The sequence below is a fragment of the Kaistella sp. 97-N-M2 genome (genome assembly GCF_021513235.1).
GTDB lineage: Bacteria > Bacteroidota > Bacteroidia > Flavobacteriales > Weeksellaceae > Kaistella.
Map to the genome: position 1 here is coordinate 2,742,184 of NZ_CP090976.1, position 19,361 is coordinate 2,761,544.

Sequence of the window (19,361 nt, forward strand, 5' to 3'; positions counted from 1 at the left end):
TTTTTAATCAATGATGGGTTTATATTACGTCTGTTAGCGAGCGAAGGTCGAAAATTACCAATTTAAACCCTCAATTGCAAAAATTTTGTCGAAAAAACAATAAAAAAAATTTTCAGTTAGTTTGTTTTGGGTGATTTAACGCTACAGGGAATATGTTATAAATAATACATTTGTTCCTATTTAAAACGATTTACCCATGAGCAATTTAAACCAACACTTAATCGATCCTACGCTTACTGCGCCGCTTGCTGAAGAATATGTGAAAAGCAATTACGCAGAAATCAACAGAAAAAGACCCGCTGCAAAGCCTGATTCCAGAACCTACAGTATGGAGCTGGAAGTTCTGCAGGAATATCTAAAACTCATCAGTTCCGAAATGGACAAACGAGGGATTAAAAGCAAAGGGATAAAAGTTACAATGGGTAAATATCCTGAAAAATCCACCGATCCGAAGTTAAAACCGGAGTACCTTGGCTATCAGATGATTTTTTTTCTCCCATCGATCTTGGCACCCGAAACGATAAAAATTTAGAAGCAACACAGGATTCGAATAGTTTTGTGCTGGGCGAAATTCCAGACTTAAATTATATGAATATTACCCCTCCTTATTAGCAGTAAAGATGGTCTGGAATCGAGAATTAGCAGGAATTCTGGTCGTTGTTTTAATGATTCTTTCTTTTATTTTTCTTATTTCAAAAAGAAAAAAATTAGAAAAAGGCACCGATTATTTTATTGCAGCAATTGGTGTGTTAACAATTATCGAAGTTTTCTGTACGCTAAAACGGCTCTCGAAAACAATGTATAATTCTTCTTTGTTGTATGTTATTGGTATAAACCTAATTGTTTTTCTTCTGTTTTTTCTATACTTTCAAAAGATTTTAATTTCCAAAAAACTGAAGCGGGCCAACCTTTTGATTATTGCAATCTTCCTCTTCAATTATATGGTTTCTGCACTGTTGGTTGACGATTTTTTTACAACATTCCCCTTTTTCAGCTATTTTGTGGAGGTCATTTTAATCACCGGAAGTATTTACCTGGTGATCTCGCAGACTTTTAATTCGGATAAAATTTTGTCTTTGGGTACCTACTTTCCTGTTTGGGTTTGCCTTAGTTTACTGGTGACTTATCTCGGGGTTCTGCCTTTGCTTATTGTAAGCAATACCGCCGCCTACCTCATGAATCTGAATATCTTTTTTGCCATTCTTTTTTTTGTGAATTTTGCCGGTTACAGCATTTTGCTTGTCGGAATTTTCAAAGCAAAAAAAGACACCTAATTTTGGAATGATGAATTTTTCAGAAACAGATTTTTTAATTATTCTAAGTACATTCATCATTTTAATTGTAGTTCTGATGATGATTGCAATTTATGGCGTTTTTATCAAAAAAAAATCCGAACTTTTACTGACTCAAAAAATAAAAGAAACTACCTTTGAACAGGAGCTTGCAAATTCGCAGGTCGAGATTAAAGAACAAACGCTTAATTATGTTGGGCAGGAGCTTCACGACGATCTCGGACAAAAGCTGTCTGTAGCCCGTTTGATGACGAATAAGATCGCCCTTGCGGGCGAGGCTGAAAAAGAGGCGATTGCCAGAGAGATCAACCTTTTGATCGGAGAGTGCATTCAGGATATCCGAAATTTATCCAAAGTCTTCATCACCGAACAGGTTGCGCATTTTGGCTTTATAGAATCTCTGGAAAGAGAAATCTTCCGGATCAAGAGGCTTCGGTTAATGGAAGTTAATTATAAAATTATTGATCATGACGTTCAGATACATTCCACGCATGCACTCATTCTTTTCAGAATTGTTCAGGAATGTATTAATAACGTCATCAAGCATTCCAAATCTCACTGTTTGGAATTAATTGTAAAGGACGAAGAAGCTCAGGTAAAAATTGAAATTAACGACCGCGGAATTGGTTTTGATACGAACATTGATGAAGACGGTAGTGGCTTAAAAAACATGGCAAGCCGCGCAAAAATCATTAACGCCGATTTTCAGATAAAATCTTCCGAAAACAAGGGGACCAATGTACTGATCACATATAACAAATGATAACTATGGAAAAAATAAAAATCGCTATTGTAGATGATCATAAGTTGGTTTCGAAGGCCCTGGAAAATATGATTTCGTTTAATCCCAATTTTGAGGTCATCATGAACTGTTTCAACGGGCAGGATTTTTTAGACCAGCTCCGAAATACAGAAGTGCCGCCCGATGTAATTTTGATGGACATCAATATGCCCATTAAAAACGGAATCGAAACTACCGAAGAAATTACCAAAGAGTTTCCCAACCTGAAAGTGATCGCCTTAACCATGGAAGATAATGAATCGACCATCATTAAAATGTTACGCGCCGGAGCAAAAGGCTATTTATTGAAAGACATGTCGCCCGATATTTTATTTGATGCCATCGATATCGTACACAAGAAAGGAATTTTTTATACCGATTTGGTTACGCAAAGTCTACTGAAAATTAAGACCGAAGAAAAGTTTATGAATGAACTTCACGAAACATTGAAAGAACGCGAATTGGAATTCATCAAACTGGCCTGCTCTGAACTTACCTATAGAGAAATCGCCGACCAAATGTTCTTAAGCCCAAGAACCATCGATGGCTACAGAGATTCTGTTTTTGTGAAACTGAATGTAAAAACGCGCGTCGGAATTGTGCTCTTTGCCATCAAAAATAATTTATCTTAAAAATAGGGTGATTTAACGCTTTCATCGCTCTGTTTTTACAATTACTTTTGTCCGGTAAACACACACACAAATAATGAAAAAAAGAAGAACCGGTTTTTAACCGGTCTTTTTTTGCTCAAATCTCAAATTTTTTAAGTTTGATTGACTTCAGTATTCCTCTTTCAGTAAAATTGTTTTTAACTTTCGCATTCCCTCGGTAGCAGAGGTCTGGAAAAAGTTTTCTTTTTGAGTAAAACGGTTTTCGAGGTCCGGATCAATGACGAAAACCTTACAGTGTTTGGGTATATATTGAATGAGGCCGGCAGCGGGATAAACCTGCATCGAAGTGCCAACTACAAGAAAAACATCAGCCGTTTCCGCCACCACGATGGCTTTCTCCATCTCTGTTACCACTTCGCCAAACCATACAATGTGTGGCCGAAGTTGAATGCCTTCAAAATTGACATCTCCTAAATTTAAATCGTCCTCCCACGGAATTATTTGTGAATCTGAATTGACGGGCCGCGCTTTTTTCAGTTCACCATGAAGGTGAATGATTGTGTTAGAGCCGGCTTTTTCATGAAGATCATCTACGTTTTGCGTAATAATAGTGACGTCGAAATACGCTTCCAATTCCGCCAAAATCAGATGAGCTTCATTGGGTCGAACTTCTTTCAGCTGTCGTCTGCGCGCATTATAAAAATCCAAAACTTTTTTGGGATCCCGCGCAAAACCTTCGGGACTCGCCACTTCTTCAATTTTATGATTTTCCCACAAACCGTTTGAATCTCTGAAGGTTTTTACGCCGCTTTCCGCAGAAATGCCGGCACCGGAAAAAACGACAAGTTTCTTCTTCATTTCATTTTTTTTTAAAAATACAAAATTAAAATCGCTCTTTTCCTTATTTGATTCTGAAAAATCTTATTTAATTTGTAGCATAAAATATTTGAAATACTTCAAAAATGAGCGAATATAGTTTAAGAAAAGCCCACCAAAACGATCGCGAAACCATCTGGCAAATACTTCTAGACGCCATAAGCAGACGCAGAAATGAAGGGAGCCGTCAATGGCAGGATGGTTATCCCAATAGCGATACGGTTAAAACTGATCTGAAAGATGAAGTGGGTTACGTTCTGGAATGTGACGGCGAAATTGCAGGTTACGCTGCCATCATTTTCGATATTGAACCCGCCTACGAAAATCTGGAAGGGAGATGGCTTAACGAAGATTCCTACGTGGTCGTTCACCGCGTAGCCGTTTCGGAAAAATTTATAGGGAAAGGATTAGCAACAAAGTTATTTGAAATGATTGAAACGGTGGCAAAGTCCGAAAATGTGTTTAGTATTAAAGTTGATACGAATTTCGACAATTTTGCCATGCTGAAAATTCTGGACAAACTTAATTATACTTACTGTGGCGAAGTTTATTTTCGCGGCAGCGCCCGAAAAGCATTTCAAAAGATTCTTGTTCAAGATTGAAAAACCCTTAATTAAAACCGGATTTCACGGTCTTTTCAGGTCTAATTCACTAAATTTGTGTAAATAAAAATTATTACAATGTCAAAAAAAGCCATCTTAGCTATTCTCGATGGATGGGGATTAGGTACAGATTCTAAAGTTTCCGCTATCGCACAGGCCAACACGCCATTTATAGATTCTTGTTTTGTCAATTTTCCGCACACAACGCTCGAAGCAAGCGGAATAGCCGTGGGTTTACCCTTTGGACAAATGGGCAATTCGGAAGTCGGACACATGAATTTAGGCGCGGGCAGAGTGGTTTATCAAAATCTCGTAAAACTTAATATAGCCGTAGAAAACGCAACTTTAGGTAAAGAAAATGTTATTACAGAAGCCTTTGATTACGCAGTAAAAAATAAAAAGAAGGTTCATTTTATCGGGCTGGTTTCCGACGGCGGCGTGCATTCTCACATTAACCATTTGAAAGGTCTTTTGAGCGCTGCTCATGAAAATGGTTTGCAGGATAATGTTTTCGTTCATGCTTTTACCGATGGACGCGACTGTGATCCTCATTCGGGACGCGGATTTATACGGGAACTTCTCGATCATATGGCAGTCACCACAGGAAAGTTGGCGACCGTTGTGGGCAGATATTACGCGATGGACCGCGACAAACGTTGGGAACGTATTAAATTGGCGTACGACGCTATGGTAAATGGTTTGGGCGAATCGACGGGTGATATTTTAGCCTCCATCGAAAAGTCCTACGAAAACGATATTACCGACGAATTCCTAAGACCATTGATTTGCGTGAAAGAAAGCAATTTGCCGGTCGCCAGAATCGAAAATTATGATGTGGTCTTTTGTTTTAATTTCCGCACAGACCGCGGGCGAGAGATTACGGAAGTGCTTTCCCAATCCGACCTGCCGGAATACGGAATGACCCATCTGAATCTTTATTATGTTACAATGACGAATTTTGACAAGACTTTTAAAAATGTTCGTGTTGTTTTTGATGAGAATATTCTGCAGGGTACAATGGGCGAGGTTTTGGAAAAAAATGGCAGAACGCAGATCCGGGTTGCTGAAACGGAAAAATATCCGCACGTTACCTTTTTCTTTTCCGGCGGGAGAGAAAATGAATTTGTCGGCGAAAGACGGCTGCTCTGTCCGAGTCCAAAAGACGTTCTCACGTATGATTTCAAACCCGAGATGTCGGCGTACGACATTACCGAAAAAATTCTTCCGGAGATCCAAAACGAAACTGCAGACTTTATCGTTTTAAATTTTGCCAATACAGATATGGTGGGCCACACGGGCGTTTTTTCGGCGGCAGTAAAAGCAGCGGAAACCGTAGATCAATGTATTGAGAAAGTTGCGACTGCGGCTTATGAGCATAATTATGCGGTTTTTATTTTAGCCGATCACGGAAATTCGGATGTTATGATTAATCCGGACGGAAGCCCAAACACGCAGCATTCTACGAATTTGGTTCCGTTAATTGTGATGGACAAAGACCACACGTGGAATTTAAAACCCGGCAAACTGGGCGATATAGCACCCACCATCTTAAAAGTAATGAACATTGAAATACCCGAAATCATGACCGGCGATGTTTTAGTAAGCTAAATTTCGACACAAAATAATCAACCAAAACGGCAGCCATAGTCTGTCGTTTTTTTATTTATAAAAGCAGACCATTTTCTTGGGAAAGCTCTTTTTCATATAAATAATATTATAACACCTGAAATTATACATCATATTAATAATATACTGACTGATTTTAGTTGTGCGTTAAATACAAGTTTTACTTTGCTTTCATACTTTTTACACGGTTACTTATGCATCAAATACTATTTTATGTTATCTTTGCTATTCAAAATAAAAAGTAAAGATGTACAATAAATTAGTAAGACTTGAGGTAATGAGAAATCTGGGAACAGAAGTAAATGACTTCATTTCATCATATCTAACCCCTGTTGAAAAAATTTGGCAACCTACCGATTTTCTACCGGATCCTTCCTCTAACGAGTTTAAATATGACGTTGAAGAACTGCAAACCTATGCAAGAGAAATGGATTACGATCTTTTCGTAACTTTAATTGGCGACTGTATAACCGAAGAAGCTTTACCTACGTACGAATCCTGGCTTATGGGTATCGACGGCGTAAACGTTGAAGAAGGGTCCGGCTGGGCACAGTGGATCCGAAGCTGGACGGCCGAGGAAAACCGCCACGGAGATTTGCTCAACAAATACCTTTACCTCTGTGGTAGAGTAGATATGCGGGAAGTTGAAATTACCACTCAATATTTAATTCAGGATGGTTTGGATATTGGAACGACCATGGATCCGTACCGAAACTTTGTTTATACAAGTTTTCAGGAAACGGCCACCAACGTTTCGCACAGAAGGGTAGGATCTTTAGCAAAACAGACCGGAAATACAAAATTAGCGAAAATGTGCGGAATGATTGCTGCCGATGAAGCCCGCCACGCCAAAGCCTACAAACACTTCGTTACAAGAATTTTTGAGGTCGATCCTTCCGAAATGATGCTCGCATTTGAAGATATGATGCGTAAGAAAATTGTTATGCCTGCACATTTAATGCGCGAGTCCGGCCAAAAAGCCGGCGAACTCTGGTCTCATTTTTCCGATGCGGCACAAAGAGCCATGGTCTATACAGGTTACGATTATATCAACATTTTAAGTGAATTGTTGGGAGATTGGAAAATTGAACATATCACAGGTCTAAATGAGAAAGCCGAGAAAGCACAGGAATATTTAATGAAACTTCCCGGAAGACTACAGAAAATTACGGACAGGATTGCAACACCGGATCTGGAGCACCAGTTCAAATGGATTAAATCTTAAGGTCCAATACATAAAATTATATTTTACGAGGGTGGTTGAAGTTTTCAACCGCTCTTTTATTTTATTATCTTTGCAAAACTGAAATTACACATAATGAAAAGCAATAAAAAACTGGCCATCGATTTCGACGGTACTGTTGTTGATGATGCCTATCCCGGCATTGGCAAACCCAAAACTTTTGCCTTCGAAACTTTAAAAAAGTTGCAGTCGGAAGGGTATCGTTTGATTCTTTGGACGTACCGCCACGGTAAAACCTTGGATGAGGCCGTAGAGTTTTGTAAAAAAAATGGCGTAGAATTTTATGCGGTGAATTCCAGTTTTGAAGGAGAAGTTTTCGACCCCGCCGACGCTTCCCGAAAAATTGATGCGGACCTTTTTATCGACGACCGAAACCTTGGCGGCTTTCCAGGCTGGGGAGAAATTTATAATATCATTACAGACCGCATTGAATTTCGCGTGGAAGGCACGGAAGTTTTGGCTTATTCGAAAATGAAAAAAGATAAGAAAAAAGGCCTTTTTTGGTAGATCTTTCTTTAAAATTTAAAAATATTTAACGCGATATCAATTCATGATTATATTAAAAACACTCGACGAACTTCGCTTGATGCGCGAAAGTGCCCAGTTGGTTTCTAAAACTTTGGGAATGATCGCGAAGGAAATAAAACCTGGCGTCACCACTTTACATCTCGATAATTTGGGTGGCGAATTTATCCGCGACCACGGCGGTGAGCCGGCCTTTTTGGGAATGTACGGTTTCCCTAAGAACCTCTGTATTTCTCCTAACGCAGAAGTTGTTCATGGAATCCCGAATGAAAAACCTTTGGAAGAAGGCGACATCCTTTCCGTGGATTGCGGCGTTTATATGAACGGTTTTTACGGCGATCACGCCTATTCTTTTGAAGTCGGAGAAGTAGCGCCCGAAACTAAAAAATTACTCAAAGTCACAAAAGAATCTTTATACAAAGGCATTGAGCAGTGTGTCCGCGGAAAAAGAGTAGGAGACATTTCTTACGCCATTCAGGAATATTGCGAAAAACATGGCTATGGCGTCGTTCGCGAACTGGTAGGTCACGGCTTAGGCCGAAAAATGCACGAAGATCCTCAAGTTCCAAACTATGGTAGAAAGGGCAGTGGCAAAGTGCTGAAAGACGGCATTGTTCTCGCGATCGAGCCAATGGTGAATTTAGGCACAGAAAAAGTGAAATTTCACAGTGACGGCTGGACGGTGACTTCGCTGGATAATTCGCCTTCCGCACATTTCGAACACGATGTTTGCATCATCAACGGAAAACCGGTTTTACTTTCGACCTTTCAGTATATTTATGACGCTTTGGGAATCGTCAGCGACGAGGAAAAACCTTTTACGCTGGATTTTTAAGAAGCGTTCCCAAAAAACCTACTATTTGAAAAACGTCACCAAATTTATCCTCAACAAAATTCCCCGACCTCTTTTAATTAAAGCGAGTATTTTGGCGCGTCCTTTAATCGTTCAGTTTTTTAAAGGCGACAATTTTACAGATCCCATCGACGGTAAGTCCTACCGGAAATTTTTGCCCTACGGTTACGGAAAACAACGCTTGAATGCCCTATCGCCGGGAACTTTAAGTTTGGAAAGGCATCGCCAGATGTGGCTGTACCTTCAGAATGAAACTGATTTCTTCACAAAAAATTACAAGGTTTTACATATCGCGCCGGAGCAGGAATTTCTGCGGAAATTTAAAAAGATGAAAAATCTGGAATACATTTCGGCGGATTTATATTCTCCCATCGTTGATGTGAAAGCCGACATTTTAGCGCTGCCTTTTGCGGAGGAAAGTTTCGATATTATCTTCTGCAACCACGTTCTGGAACATATTGAGGACGACCGGAAAGCCATGAGCGAACTTTACCGCGTGCTGAAAAACGGCGGATGGGGAATTTTTCAGGTGCCGATGAAAAATTCTCTGGAAAAAACCTACGAAGATTTTTCAATTAAAGATCCGAAAGAGCGGCAGAAACATTTCGGTCAGTACGATCACGTCCGCTGGTACGGAATGGATTATTTCGACCGTCTGAAAAGTGTGGGCTTCGACGTTGATATTAACTTTTATTCGAAGAAATTTCCCAAAGAGCTCATCCACAAATATGGTTTGATCGAAAATGAGATTTTGCCCGTTGTCACGAAGAAATAGCGAAGTGTTTTATTCACTATCTTTGCGCTACTTTCAATATTGAATTTTAAACTTTGAACCTTTTTAAGAATGCATAAAGCAGGATTTGTAAATATCGTAGGGAAGCCGAACGCCGGTAAATCTACACTTCTCAACCAATTGATGGGCGAGAAATTAGCCATTGTTACGCAGAAAGCGCAAACCACACGTCACCGCATTTTCGGAATTTATAACGAAGAAGATTTGCAGATCGTTTTCTCCGATACGCCCGGCGTTTTGGATCCGAAATACGGACTGCAGGAAAAAATGATGGATTATGTGAAAGATTCTTTGCAGGACGCGGATGTTTTTCTTTTTATTGTTGATATTTTAGACCGTACGGAACCTTTCGAATTTTTGGTCGAGAAACTAAATAAAATTCCCGTTCCAGTCCTGATTCTCGTGAATAAAATTGACGAATCCAACCAGGCAGATTTGGAGAAAACAATGGAGTTGTGGCACGAACGGATTCCGAAAGCAGAAATTCTGCCTATTTCTGCATTGAAGGGTTTTAACACCGATGTTATTCTACCCAAATTAAAATCATTGCTGTCCGAAAATCCGCCGTATTACGACAAAGATCAATACACAGACAAGCCCGAACGGTTTTTTGTGAATGAAGCCATTCGCGAGAAAATTCTGTTGAACTATGAAAAAGAAATTCCATATTCTGTGGAAGTCGTTACGGAAGTTTTTAAAGAAACTGACGGAATTATTTTTATCGACTCCGTGATCTACGTGGAGCGCGATACCCAAAAAGGCATCATCATTGGACACAAGGGGGACGCCATTAAAAAAGTCGGGACAGAAGCGCGAATTGACCTGGAAAAATTCTTTTCCAAGAAAATCCATCTCAACCTTTTTGTGAAAGTGAAAAAAGATTGGCGCAAAAACGACAGAGATCTAAAGAATTTCGGTTACAGTTAAACTAATCAACAAAAAATTACGTTCTATTAAGAATTTTTGTTAAATTTCATAAAAAATATTTCATGAATTATTTTACATCAACCAAAAGTAATCCTTTAATTGTTGATATTGTTATTCTTGTTATTCGCATTTTCGTGAGTTTTGCAATGCTCTCGCACGGTTTCCCAAAACTTCAGCACTTATTTTCGGGCGAAGCTATCGAATTCTATGATTTCCTGGGAATGGGGCAGCAAACCAGTTTAATTTTAGCCGTTTTCGCGGAATTTGTGTGTTCTATTTTTATCATTTTAGGACTTTTCACGCGCTTTGCAGTGCTGTTTTTAGTAATCGCCATGGCGGTTGCAGGACTCGTTGTTCACAGTGCCGATCCTTTTGAAACCAGAGAGAAAAGTCTTCTTTATCTTTGCATCTATTCAATTCTTTTCGCATTTGGACCCGGAAGATATTCAATTGACCAGATGATCGGTAAAAGACGTGAATCCCGCTGGTAAAAACGAATCACTTAATCAGATCAATAAAGCAGTAAATTTTTTACTGCTTTTTTTGTGCCATTATTTTCTGGTGGAAAGATCTTCATATAAAAATCTAAAATGAAAAATTTCTGCACTTATAAAATTAAAATACCGTGAAAAGACGACTGAATTTCCGTTGAAATGTAGATACTTTTATTTTGAAAAATAAAACCTTTAACCATGGAAAATTTTAAAACGAAAAATGGTGTTTCGGTGCGCGCTTACAGAGGCGATGCCATCACACTTTTGGCTTTCGATGTAATTCCGCAGTTGGCGGAAAACCTCGCAGGATTTACGCTTTTTTTCCGCTGCAAAGAAGGGAATTCTGTAGGTCAGTTTCTTTACAACCGCTTGACTTTCAACGAGGAATTTATCAGCAACAATGCGATCCCAGACAACGATGAAAATTCCACGCTGTATTCTCCCATTCAAAAATTTAACTGGGTTCACGTTCCGAACACCGATATCAACACGCAAAAAGCCATTTTCGGCGTTTATGTTTACACCGTCACACCAAGATATATCCGAGACGGAAAACTCTTAGCTTTAGATCCCAAATTGTCCGTAGAAATTGAAATTCCGGTAAAGCCTTATATTGAAAAGAAAGCGGCAGTCGGTTTTACGCGAGGTTTTGTTTCTTCTGTGGCGTACGCCACGAGATTCAGCCGTACCAACAATGCGGTGAGACCAAAATTAAACGATTCGCTGCTCTTCGACAATACACAGATTGCAGGCACCGCAAGACGTTGGAACGATAAGAAGCACCGCTACGAACAGGTTCCCTATACCTTTAGAGAGCAGCATGAATGGTTGGGGTGGCAGACCAGGAGGCGAATTCTGGATTTTCTCGACGAAACCATAAACGATAAAAAATTGAGCCTAAAAGTTTTTGCCTTCGATCTGGACGAACCCGAAATATGCAAACGGCTGTTGCTTCTGGCAAAAGAGAACCGCCTGATGATGATTCTGGATAATTCAAAAGGTCACACGGAAAGCGACGCCTGGGAAACCCTTTTCGAAACGGAATATCTGAAAAGCGGTAATCCCGAAACCCTAAGACGCGGGCACTACAGCGCCTTAGCACACAGCAAGATTATGATCCAGCTAAGATCCGGCGTCGCTAAAAAAGTGCTTACAGGTTCGGCAAATTTTTCCACGAACGGACTTTATGTGAACAGCAATCACGTTATTATTTTTAAGAATGCCAAAATTGCAAAATTGTATTCAGATGTTTTCGACGAGTCTTTTGGACCCGAAAAGATGAAAAACTTTAAAGGAAGTAATTTATCGGCGAACGATAACGAATTCTCGAAAACGGTGAGCTCACCAAAAATGACGGTAACATTTGCGCCACACGCCAAAGAGGACGCCACAAGAATCTTTGACCGAATTAGCGCGTCCATCTGCAAAAGCGATACGACCGACATTTTATTTGCGCTTATGAACGACCGCAGCGCCGGCAGTATTTTGGCTTCGGTGCGCAAACAAATAGAAAATGAAAACGTTTTTACGTACGGAATTACGGACACGATTGGAAAAAATGACGAAGATTTCGCGATTTTTCTCTATAAACCTAATTCAAAGAAAGGCATTCGGGTTGCTGCTAGAGGTATCGAAAATAATCTGCCGGAACCTTTTGGCCAGGTTCCGAATATCGATGGTTACGCGATTCATCATAAATTTATCGTGGTTAATTTTAAAGGAAAAAATCCCGTTGTATATTGTGGCAGCAGTAATCTGGCTTTCGGGCCGGAACAAAAAAACGGTGATAATCTGCTCGAAATTTTTGATAAAGATATTGTTAGAGTTTTCGCGATTGAAGCGCTGCGGCTTGTCGATCATTTTCATTGGCGCAATACAAAAACAGATGCATCGGTTAAACTTCACCTGGATTCTCTGGAACAAAAAAAGAAATGGTACGATTCATGGCTGAATGAGGAGGATCTAAAGTGCCGCCAGCGTAAGCTGTACATTAGAAAATAAAGAAGAAAAGATTTCGGAAAACAAATCTAATTTAACATAATATAAATTATAGGACTTTTTTATAATTGATATTACTGAGATCTTACCCTTCATAAAGCCGTTCTTTCCTCAAGAATTTTTCTTTTCTAAAGCTTCCTTTCTTTGACATACCGCCATATATATTTTTACCCTAAATTATGAGCGATCTTCAGTCTGCCGCTAAAATAAATAATTTGAAACTGAAAATTTAAAAAGAAAATTTCACCATCCGAAATAATTTTATTGTAGATCTCAGCGATTTCAAATTTATATTTAGCGTAGAAATTAAGTTTTTGCTATTGAACGCAGTCTGTTGAGGTCACTCTTTTTTGGCAGAACGTACAATTTATTCAACTATATAACTAAAAATCAGTCTCTTTCAAAGATGTTTAGTATTGCGCAAAAGGCCCATTAATCAACACGTTGATTGTTTTAAGTAAAAAATCTTAAATTTGAGTTCACCTAAAAACTTTCAGAACCAATGAAAAATTACATTTTAGCCGCTTTTACAGCCCTTGCGTTCGTAAACTGCGAAAAAAAATCCACCCAAATAACCGACATTCAAACAACTCCACCCGATTCCGTTGTGGTGCCTGAAAACGCCGAACCAATCGAATCGTCAACCTTACAAACCTGTTATCTGGAAGCGACGGGGAAAGATTCTGTTTTTGTTTCGCTGGACGATAATCTGGGAACAATTACGGGGAAACTGCGCTACAAGAATTTCGAAAAAGACAGTTCAGTTGGCGAGGTTGTTGGCACCCAAAACGGCGATACGCTTAAATTGAATTACACTTTTCAATCCGAAGGCATGACGTCCGACCGCGAAATATATTTCCTTAAAAAAGAGGGAAATCTCATCGAAGGAATTGGAGAACACAAAGTTCAGGGAAATCGGGACATGTATGAAAATACCGCGAAACTTACCTACAACGGCCGCGTTCTGAAACAGGCAGACTGTAAAGATTTTGAGAAAAATTTTACACGTAAATAAAACTTATCCATAAAAAAGAGCAGTCAAATCTGGCTGCTCTTTCCTTGTCATGAAAAATTTAAATTACAATAAGACTGTTTGTATAGAATGTGCCGGCGACAGAAGTTTTGCCGATTGGCCTTCGATCCATAAATTTACGTCGGCATCGTTATCACTTTCGTTCATCACCACACTTACCAGTTGCCCGTTTTCGTTCATAAATGTTGTGGATAAAATATAATCCCGGTTGCTTGTGGAGCCAATTCTCTGTGCGTTGGTTTTAATATATTTCGAGAGATGACCAATGTAATAATATTCGTAGGTATAATGCACTTCTCCCGTTCTGGTATCCGCAATGATGGGTGCAAAACAGAAATTTTTCACGTGGTTTGGTCCACCGGTTTGGTCCAGCAGCACATTCCAGTCCGTCCAGGCTGAAGTTCCGTTATTAAAATCGTTGATCATGTTGCGTCCGTACAATTCGCCCAGGCTAACTTCATCGATTTTTGTAAAATCAAACTGTTCTTTGCAGCCTTCGGTGAAGATTAAAAATTTATCCGGGAAAGCCCGCGACGTTTCCGCTATGTTATTGAAGAGAGGTTTGCTTTTCGTCCAGGTTTCGTACCAGTGATACCCAATTCCGGAGGCATATTTTGCTGTTTCGGGATCCTGCAAAGTAGTTGTGGCGCGTTGGTACATTAAATCCCGGTTATGATCCCAAATAATTACTTTTTTATCTTTATAATTATTTTTCCACAAGGTTGGTCCTAAATTTTCGCGCAAAAATTTAGCTTCTTCATCTGCCGTATAAATACAGGATTCCCATGTTTGCGTGGCCATGGGCTCGTTTTGGATCGTTAGACCCCAAACCGGTATTCCGCGCTTTTCATATTCCTGAATAAACCTAACATAGTAATTTGCCCACGGTTGGTAATATTCATCCAAAAGACGACCTCCTTTCAGCATGCTTTTGTTCGATTTCATCCAGGCCGGCGGACTCCAGGGCGAAAAGTAAAAAAGAAATTTATCCGCTCCTATCATTTGCTGCGCGGCTTTTATCATGGGGATTTTATACTTTTCATCGTGCGAAATGTCATATGTTTTCAGGTCCACATCACCCTCTTTCACGTAGGTATAGGTATCGCTGGAAAAATCGCAGGAATTCATATTCGTCCGCACCAAATTATATCCGATCCCTGTTTTTCCGTAGTAGGCTTCCATTATCTCCTGCTGTTTATTTTTCGGTAGCTTATAAAAAGTTTCAGCCGACGCATCCGTGATGGCGCCACCGATACCGATCAGCTTTTGATATTTAAAATCCGGATCGATAAATACGCAGACATCCGTTTCTTTTGGTTGTATAAATTCTGCAAACTGTGCCTTACCTTTATCCGCGAATTTTTCGCCCGTTTTGGCGTTCGTTAAAATTACTTTTCCAGTAGTTCCCACTTTATTTTTCCAGTAATTCTGGGCTTGCACACTAACCAAAGTGCTCAGGAAAATTCCTGCTATAATACTTTTTTTCATATTTTTTTATTTATTTATTTTTTAGAAGCCCACAATTTTTCGCTTCTTCCCGAAATGGTACCCGCTTTCCATTTCAATCTGTCCTTGCGGAAAATAAGGCATTTCGATAATTAAAACTCATCACCGCAAGGCCAGGATTTCCATTGCAATCGGGGCTAAAAGATCATTTTATTTCTATTTTCGAAGATTTTCTTAGTTAAGAATTATACTTCACTTCTACCGTATCGCCGCTCGCTTCGCTCGCGCCAAAAACCCTGTATCCCTCTTCCCTATTGATAAACCCGCACATAATCCACATAAAATTTCTGCGGAAAAACTGCATCGTCAATCCTTCTTTCCCGCCCCAGTCTCCACCGACTGCAAAATTCAAAAGGAGAAAAAAAGGCTGGTCAAAAGGCCAGGCGTCGTACGTTTTTTCCGCATTTTTATAGGTGTAATATTTGGTGGCATCTACGTACATTTCTATTTTCTCCGGAGTCCAGATCATTTTGTAGACGTGAAATTTCTCCGAGGCATCTTTTACCTCAATCGTGTCTGTCTTTTGGGTATTAATTACGTGGTTGTATTTTTTGGTGTGGGCGGTCGCGTGTATAAAACCCTGATGATATCCCACATGCTCCATAATATCTAGTTCGCCGTCGTCCGGCCAGTTTTTCATTTTTTCGCTCATCATCCAGATCGCTGGCCAGGTTCCGCGGCCTTTTGGCAATTTCGCGCGGATCTCGAAAGTGCCGTATTTCCAGGAATGTTTACCGCGCGTCAGTAAGCGCGCGGAGGTATATTTATTCTTTCCCCAGTTTTCTTTTCGGACCTCTATAATTAAGTTTCCGCCTTCTACACGGGCATTTTCTGCACGATTTTCTGTATAAAACTGCGCTTCATGATTGCCGTATCCGCCGCCGCCAACTTCGTACTTCCATTTGGCAGGATCGGGTAAACCTTTATAATTAAATTCATCGCTCCAAACCAGTTTTTGGCCCGTCTTCATGGTTGAAGCCTGAGGCGTGCAGGCGCATAAAAGCATCAGCATCACAAAAGCGAAAAAAATTCTTCCCGCAGATCTCAATTTTTTACTTTTAAAAGTATGGAAGTGACTCATGCTATTTTTTAAAAACATATGTGGCAACAGATTTTGCAGAAAGGCTTGCAGGTGCCCAGTTTCCTTTATATTTAATGTTGAAATTTTCATTATTACTGCCTTCATTCAATACCAGAAGAACAATTTTATCCGGCGTACCAAAAGCAACCGTGCTAATGTTTCCTGCCTGTGTGGAACTGATTCGGGAAGCATTGTACGGAACGAATTTCGATGCGTGACCAATAATATAATAAGCTACATTTCGGTCAAACGTATCGTTAGGGTTCACCGTGATGGCGCCTTTGCAGGTGGTACAACCACCTGGTGTGTGCGGATTAAAATCAGGATCGTTCGCCAGATTCCATTCCATGGCATTTTTACTCCAGTTGCGCATGGATCCTATGATGACGTTTTTGATGTGCCACATCAAATCCCCGCCGAAATCCGAGGTGGACGCGGTGTATTGTTCCGTAAAATAAATATTTTTCATCGGGAAAGAATTATGGAGGGAACTCAGCGCAGAAATGCTGCCGTTATATAAATGAAATGCCGACCCATCTACAAAAGTTGCCGCCGCAGGATCTGAAAGGATGGTGGTTGCATAAACAATATTATCGCAGTTGTGATCGTACACAATAATTTTCGTGGCAATATTTGCTGCCCGAAAAGCAGGCCCTAAATTGTTTTTGATAAAATCTCTCTGCTGTTCCGCGGTCATATACAGACTGGGATTATTGCCGGGATGGAGTGGCTCGTTCTGCGGTGTGATACTGTGGATGGTAATTCCTTCCGCTTTCATGGCATTAATGTATTTTACAAAATATTTCGCATACGTGTCGTAATATTCCGGCTTTAGACTACCGCCGATGGAACTGCCGTTATCCTTCATCCAAACGGGCGGCGACCAGGGCGCGGCCATGAAACGGATATTCGGATTGATGAGCAGAATTTTCTTCAACATCTCAATTACCGTCTGATCTTTTGCTAGGCTGAAATTGGTAAGATTAACATCGGTTTCGCCGGCAGGCATGTCATCGTAAGAAAAAACTTCGCTGTTCAGATCGGAGGCGCCAATGCTTAATCGGATATTGCTGATGCCAATGGAATTCTCGCCATTTCCAAAAAGTTCCTGAAGAAGTGCTTGCTGTTTCGGGGCGGACAACTGGTTGATTACCTGTACGCTCCCACCCGTTAAAGTATAACCAAAACCATCGATATTTTGATAAACCTGAGACTCATCGACCTCAATATTCTGAAAAGCATTGGAGGCATTACTAAAATTAAGATCAGGTTGTTTCTGCAATTTTGCAGATCCGTCATAAGTGGTTAACCAAACCTGCGCACTGCCGGTGCTGGCGGAGGGTACCTCAGTAGAGGGCGTGCTACCTCCGGTCTCGCTTGTGCTGCCGCGGGAGCAGCAACTGAAAGAGATCAGCGCTACACCGGCTAAGAACAAATTTTGGAAGAAAAAGCGGGGTTGTGTTTTATACATTGCATGACTTTTTAAAGAAGATAAATTAAAAGAATTGCCAGGAAAGCTCAAAATTCGATTTTATAAAAAATGAGGAATGAACCACTCCTCATTTTATAAATTTTGTGACCTGCACTCCATTAGGTTGTCTAATAATTTGGGTTTTGTTTTAAGACCGTATTGGTAAGTTCCTGAGAAGGTATGGGCATAATCTCGTTTTTACCAGCCACAAAACCTTTGGATGCTAATGCTACAGGCGCATCGCCCCAGCGAACAAGATCGAAAAACCGATGACCTTCGCCGGCCAGCTCCCGTCGCCGTTCGTCTTTAATTAACTGTATTGAAACAGGAAGTGACGGTAAATTTACGCGGGCTCTTACTGCATCGACTAAGGCCTGAGCTCTGGCGCCGGTTCCGCCCAACGCTTCGGCTTCCATTAAATAAGTATCTGCTAACCGGATTGCGATATAGTTTTGTCGGAAATTAAGTTCTGTTGGCCCGGGCAAAGGAGAAACATCAGCTTTTCTCGGCGCATATTTATTCAGAAAATAGCCGGTGTCCATATAGGCTGGCGAGTAATCTGCATCTCCTTCTGTTTTCAACTGTTTTAAATTGACAATGGTAGCGCCAAGGCGAGGATCATTCTGCAAAACAGTAAATAACTCGTTGGTGGCTACATTAAAAGCCCATCCGCCAAATAAATCGGGTGCATCGTTTGTAAGTCTGTTATAGGATCTTGGTCCTACCATAATATTAATGCTGTTTCCTTCATCCTTTCCGCTGCCCCAAAATCCCCAGTCCGACTTTCCTTTGTTCGTGTGCATCACTTCCAACACTGCTTCGGTGGTGAATTTATTATCAATTTGCCACAAACTGTCGTAATTGGCAACCAGCTTATAACCGTACTGACTGGTCTGGCCCGGAGTTCCGTTCACTTCGCTAAACTGTGCTGCTGCGAGAATGTTTTTTTTGTCGTACAAATATATTTTACCCAGGATGGCCCGAGCTGTTCCCTGCGTAATGGCGCCTTTGTCTACGCCCGGCATCAGGGGAAGGTTCGGGATAGATTCGAGCAAATCGCTCTCTATCTGATCATACACCGCAGAAGGTTCTGCTTGCGGAATACTGTAATAATCGTCGTTGGCCTTAATCGGCTCCAAAATTAACGGGATGTGTCCGAACATCCTTAATAATTCGAAATAATAAAGAGAACGGAGTGTTTTTGCTTCAGCGGTAAAACGGCTTTTAATCTCATCGCTCATTGAAGCATCGGGAATTTTGGCGATTAAAAGGTTCGCGCGCGCGATTCCCTGATAGTAATCCCGCCAATAACTTGCCGGCATAATGGTGGGGTTGATGGTGAAATTCGAGATACCTTGAATCCCTGCTCCATCGGAGGAACTTCCGCCTCCCGAATAAAAATCATCGGATCCCGCATTAAAAAAGGTGACCATATTTTCGAACCCTCCGGAATACTTTCTTAAAACATCGTAAACGCCGATGAGGGCGGAATGGCATTGCGCCTCGTTTTTAAAATAATTATCCGTATCGAACGCGCCAAGATTTTTTACATCTTCCAAATTGTCCCGGTTACATCCTGTGGTTCCGAAAGAAAGTCCAATTGCCATCGCAATTAATACCGTTTTTTCGATATATTTATTTTTCATTGC

The 19,361-nt window shown here is 40.5% G+C and carries 19 protein-coding genes; 14 read left to right on the forward strand and 5 right to left on the reverse strand.

Annotation, left to right across the window (positions count from 1 at the left end; genetic code table 11):
• The first annotated feature begins 196 nt into the window (after positions 1 to 196).
• From L0B70_RS12785 to L0B70_RS12800, 4 genes are all read left to right on the forward strand, one after another.
• Complete coding sequence (locus L0B70_RS12785) at positions 197 to 532, forward strand: hypothetical protein (protein WP_235142160.1); 336 nt, start codon at positions 197 to 199, stop codon at positions 530 to 532.
• Positions 533 to 620: 88 nt separating this feature from the next.
• Entirely contained in the window at positions 621 to 1,274 is a 654-nt protein-coding gene (locus L0B70_RS12790) for a hypothetical protein (protein ID WP_235142161.1), read from the forward strand.
• Positions 1,275 to 1,281: 7 nt separating this feature from the next.
• Complete coding sequence (locus L0B70_RS12795; RefSeq protein WP_235142162.1) at positions 1,282 to 2,055, forward strand: sensor histidine kinase; 774 nt, start codon at positions 1,282 to 1,284, stop codon at positions 2,053 to 2,055.
• A gap of 5 nt (positions 2,056 to 2,060) precedes the next feature.
• Positions 2,061 to 2,705: a response regulator transcription factor gene (locus L0B70_RS12800; RefSeq protein ID WP_235142163.1), complete on the forward strand. Its 645-nt coding sequence runs from the start codon at positions 2,061 to 2,063 to the stop codon at positions 2,703 to 2,705.
• Positions 2,706 to 2,852: 147 nt separating this feature from the next.
• Here the strand turns inward: L0B70_RS12800 and L0B70_RS12805 are convergent, their stop codons facing one another.
• A complete protein-coding gene (locus L0B70_RS12805) occupies positions 2,853 to 3,542 on the reverse strand; it encodes an NAD-dependent deacylase (protein WP_235142164.1) in 690 nt (229 codons plus the stop codon).
• Between the two features lie 104 nt (positions 3,543 to 3,646).
• Here L0B70_RS12805 and L0B70_RS12810 point away from each other — a divergent pair, with 104 nt between their 5' ends.
• The 10 genes from L0B70_RS12810 to L0B70_RS12855 all read left to right on the forward strand — a co-directional run bounded on the left by L0B70_RS12810 (position 3,647) and on the right by L0B70_RS12855 (position 13,636).
• Entirely contained in the window at positions 3,647 to 4,162 is a 516-nt protein-coding gene (locus L0B70_RS12810) for a GNAT family N-acetyltransferase (protein ID WP_235142165.1), read from the forward strand.
• A 78-nt stretch (positions 4,163 to 4,240) separates the two neighbouring features.
• Positions 4,241 to 5,770, forward strand: a complete 1,530-nt coding sequence (gene gpmI / locus L0B70_RS12815; RefSeq protein WP_235142166.1) for a 2,3-bisphosphoglycerate-independent phosphoglycerate mutase — start codon at positions 4,241 to 4,243, stop codon at positions 5,768 to 5,770.
• Between the two features lie 265 nt (positions 5,771 to 6,035).
• A complete protein-coding gene (locus L0B70_RS12820; protein WP_235142167.1) occupies positions 6,036 to 7,013 on the forward strand; it encodes an acyl-ACP desaturase in 978 nt (325 codons plus the stop codon).
• Between the two features lie 93 nt (positions 7,014 to 7,106).
• On the forward strand, positions 7,107 to 7,538 hold the full coding sequence (locus L0B70_RS12825) for a BT0820 family HAD-type phosphatase (RefSeq protein WP_235142168.1): 432 nt from the start codon (positions 7,107 to 7,109) through the stop codon (positions 7,536 to 7,538).
• Positions 7,539 to 7,581: 43 nt separating this feature from the next.
• Positions 7,582 to 8,391: a type I methionyl aminopeptidase gene (gene map, locus L0B70_RS12830; RefSeq protein ID WP_235142169.1), complete on the forward strand. Its 810-nt coding sequence runs from the start codon at positions 7,582 to 7,584 to the stop codon at positions 8,389 to 8,391.
• 25 nt (positions 8,392 to 8,416) lie between these two features.
• Entirely contained in the window at positions 8,417 to 9,184 is a 768-nt protein-coding gene (locus L0B70_RS12835; protein ID WP_235142170.1) for a class I SAM-dependent methyltransferase, read from the forward strand.
• Between the two features lie 69 nt (positions 9,185 to 9,253).
• Complete coding sequence (era, locus tag L0B70_RS12840; RefSeq protein ID WP_235142171.1) at positions 9,254 to 10,129, forward strand: GTPase Era; 876 nt, start codon at positions 9,254 to 9,256, stop codon at positions 10,127 to 10,129.
• A 62-nt stretch (positions 10,130 to 10,191) separates the two neighbouring features.
• Entirely contained in the window at positions 10,192 to 10,620 is a 429-nt protein-coding gene (locus L0B70_RS12845) for a DoxX family protein (protein WP_235142172.1), read from the forward strand.
• Positions 10,621 to 10,821: 201 nt separating this feature from the next.
• Positions 10,822 to 12,624: a phospholipase D-like domain-containing protein gene (locus L0B70_RS12850; protein ID WP_235142173.1), complete on the forward strand. Its 1,803-nt coding sequence runs from the start codon at positions 10,822 to 10,824 to the stop codon at positions 12,622 to 12,624.
• A 499-nt stretch (positions 12,625 to 13,123) separates the two neighbouring features.
• The gene (locus L0B70_RS12855) at positions 13,124 to 13,636 is read left to right on the forward strand and encodes a hypothetical protein (RefSeq protein WP_235142174.1); all 513 of its coding nucleotides are present in this window, start codon (positions 13,124 to 13,126) and stop codon (positions 13,634 to 13,636) included.
• A 63-nt stretch (positions 13,637 to 13,699) separates the two neighbouring features.
• On the opposite strand, the gene L0B70_RS12860 is transcribed toward L0B70_RS12855, so the two are convergent.
• The 4 genes from L0B70_RS12860 to L0B70_RS12875 form a co-directional block, all read right to left on the reverse strand.
• On the reverse strand, positions 13,700 to 15,142 hold the full coding sequence (locus tag L0B70_RS12860) for a glycoside hydrolase family 30 beta sandwich domain-containing protein (protein WP_235142175.1): 1,443 nt from the start codon (positions 15,140 to 15,142) through the stop codon (positions 13,700 to 13,702).
• Between the two features lie 196 nt (positions 15,143 to 15,338).
• Positions 15,339 to 16,241, reverse strand: coding sequence for a family 16 glycosylhydrolase (locus L0B70_RS12865; protein WP_235142176.1), 903 nt, complete (start codon positions 16,239 to 16,241; stop codon positions 15,339 to 15,341).
• Between the two features lies 1 nt (position 16,242).
• Complete coding sequence (locus L0B70_RS12870) at positions 16,243 to 17,712, reverse strand: glycoside hydrolase family 30 beta sandwich domain-containing protein (protein ID WP_235142177.1); 1,470 nt, start codon at positions 17,710 to 17,712, stop codon at positions 16,243 to 16,245.
• A gap of 128 nt (positions 17,713 to 17,840) precedes the next feature.
• On the reverse strand, positions 17,841 to 19,358 hold the full coding sequence (locus L0B70_RS12875) for a RagB/SusD family nutrient uptake outer membrane protein (protein WP_235142178.1): 1,518 nt from the start codon (positions 19,356 to 19,358) through the stop codon (positions 17,841 to 17,843).
• Positions 19,359 to 19,361 lie beyond the last annotated feature (3 nt).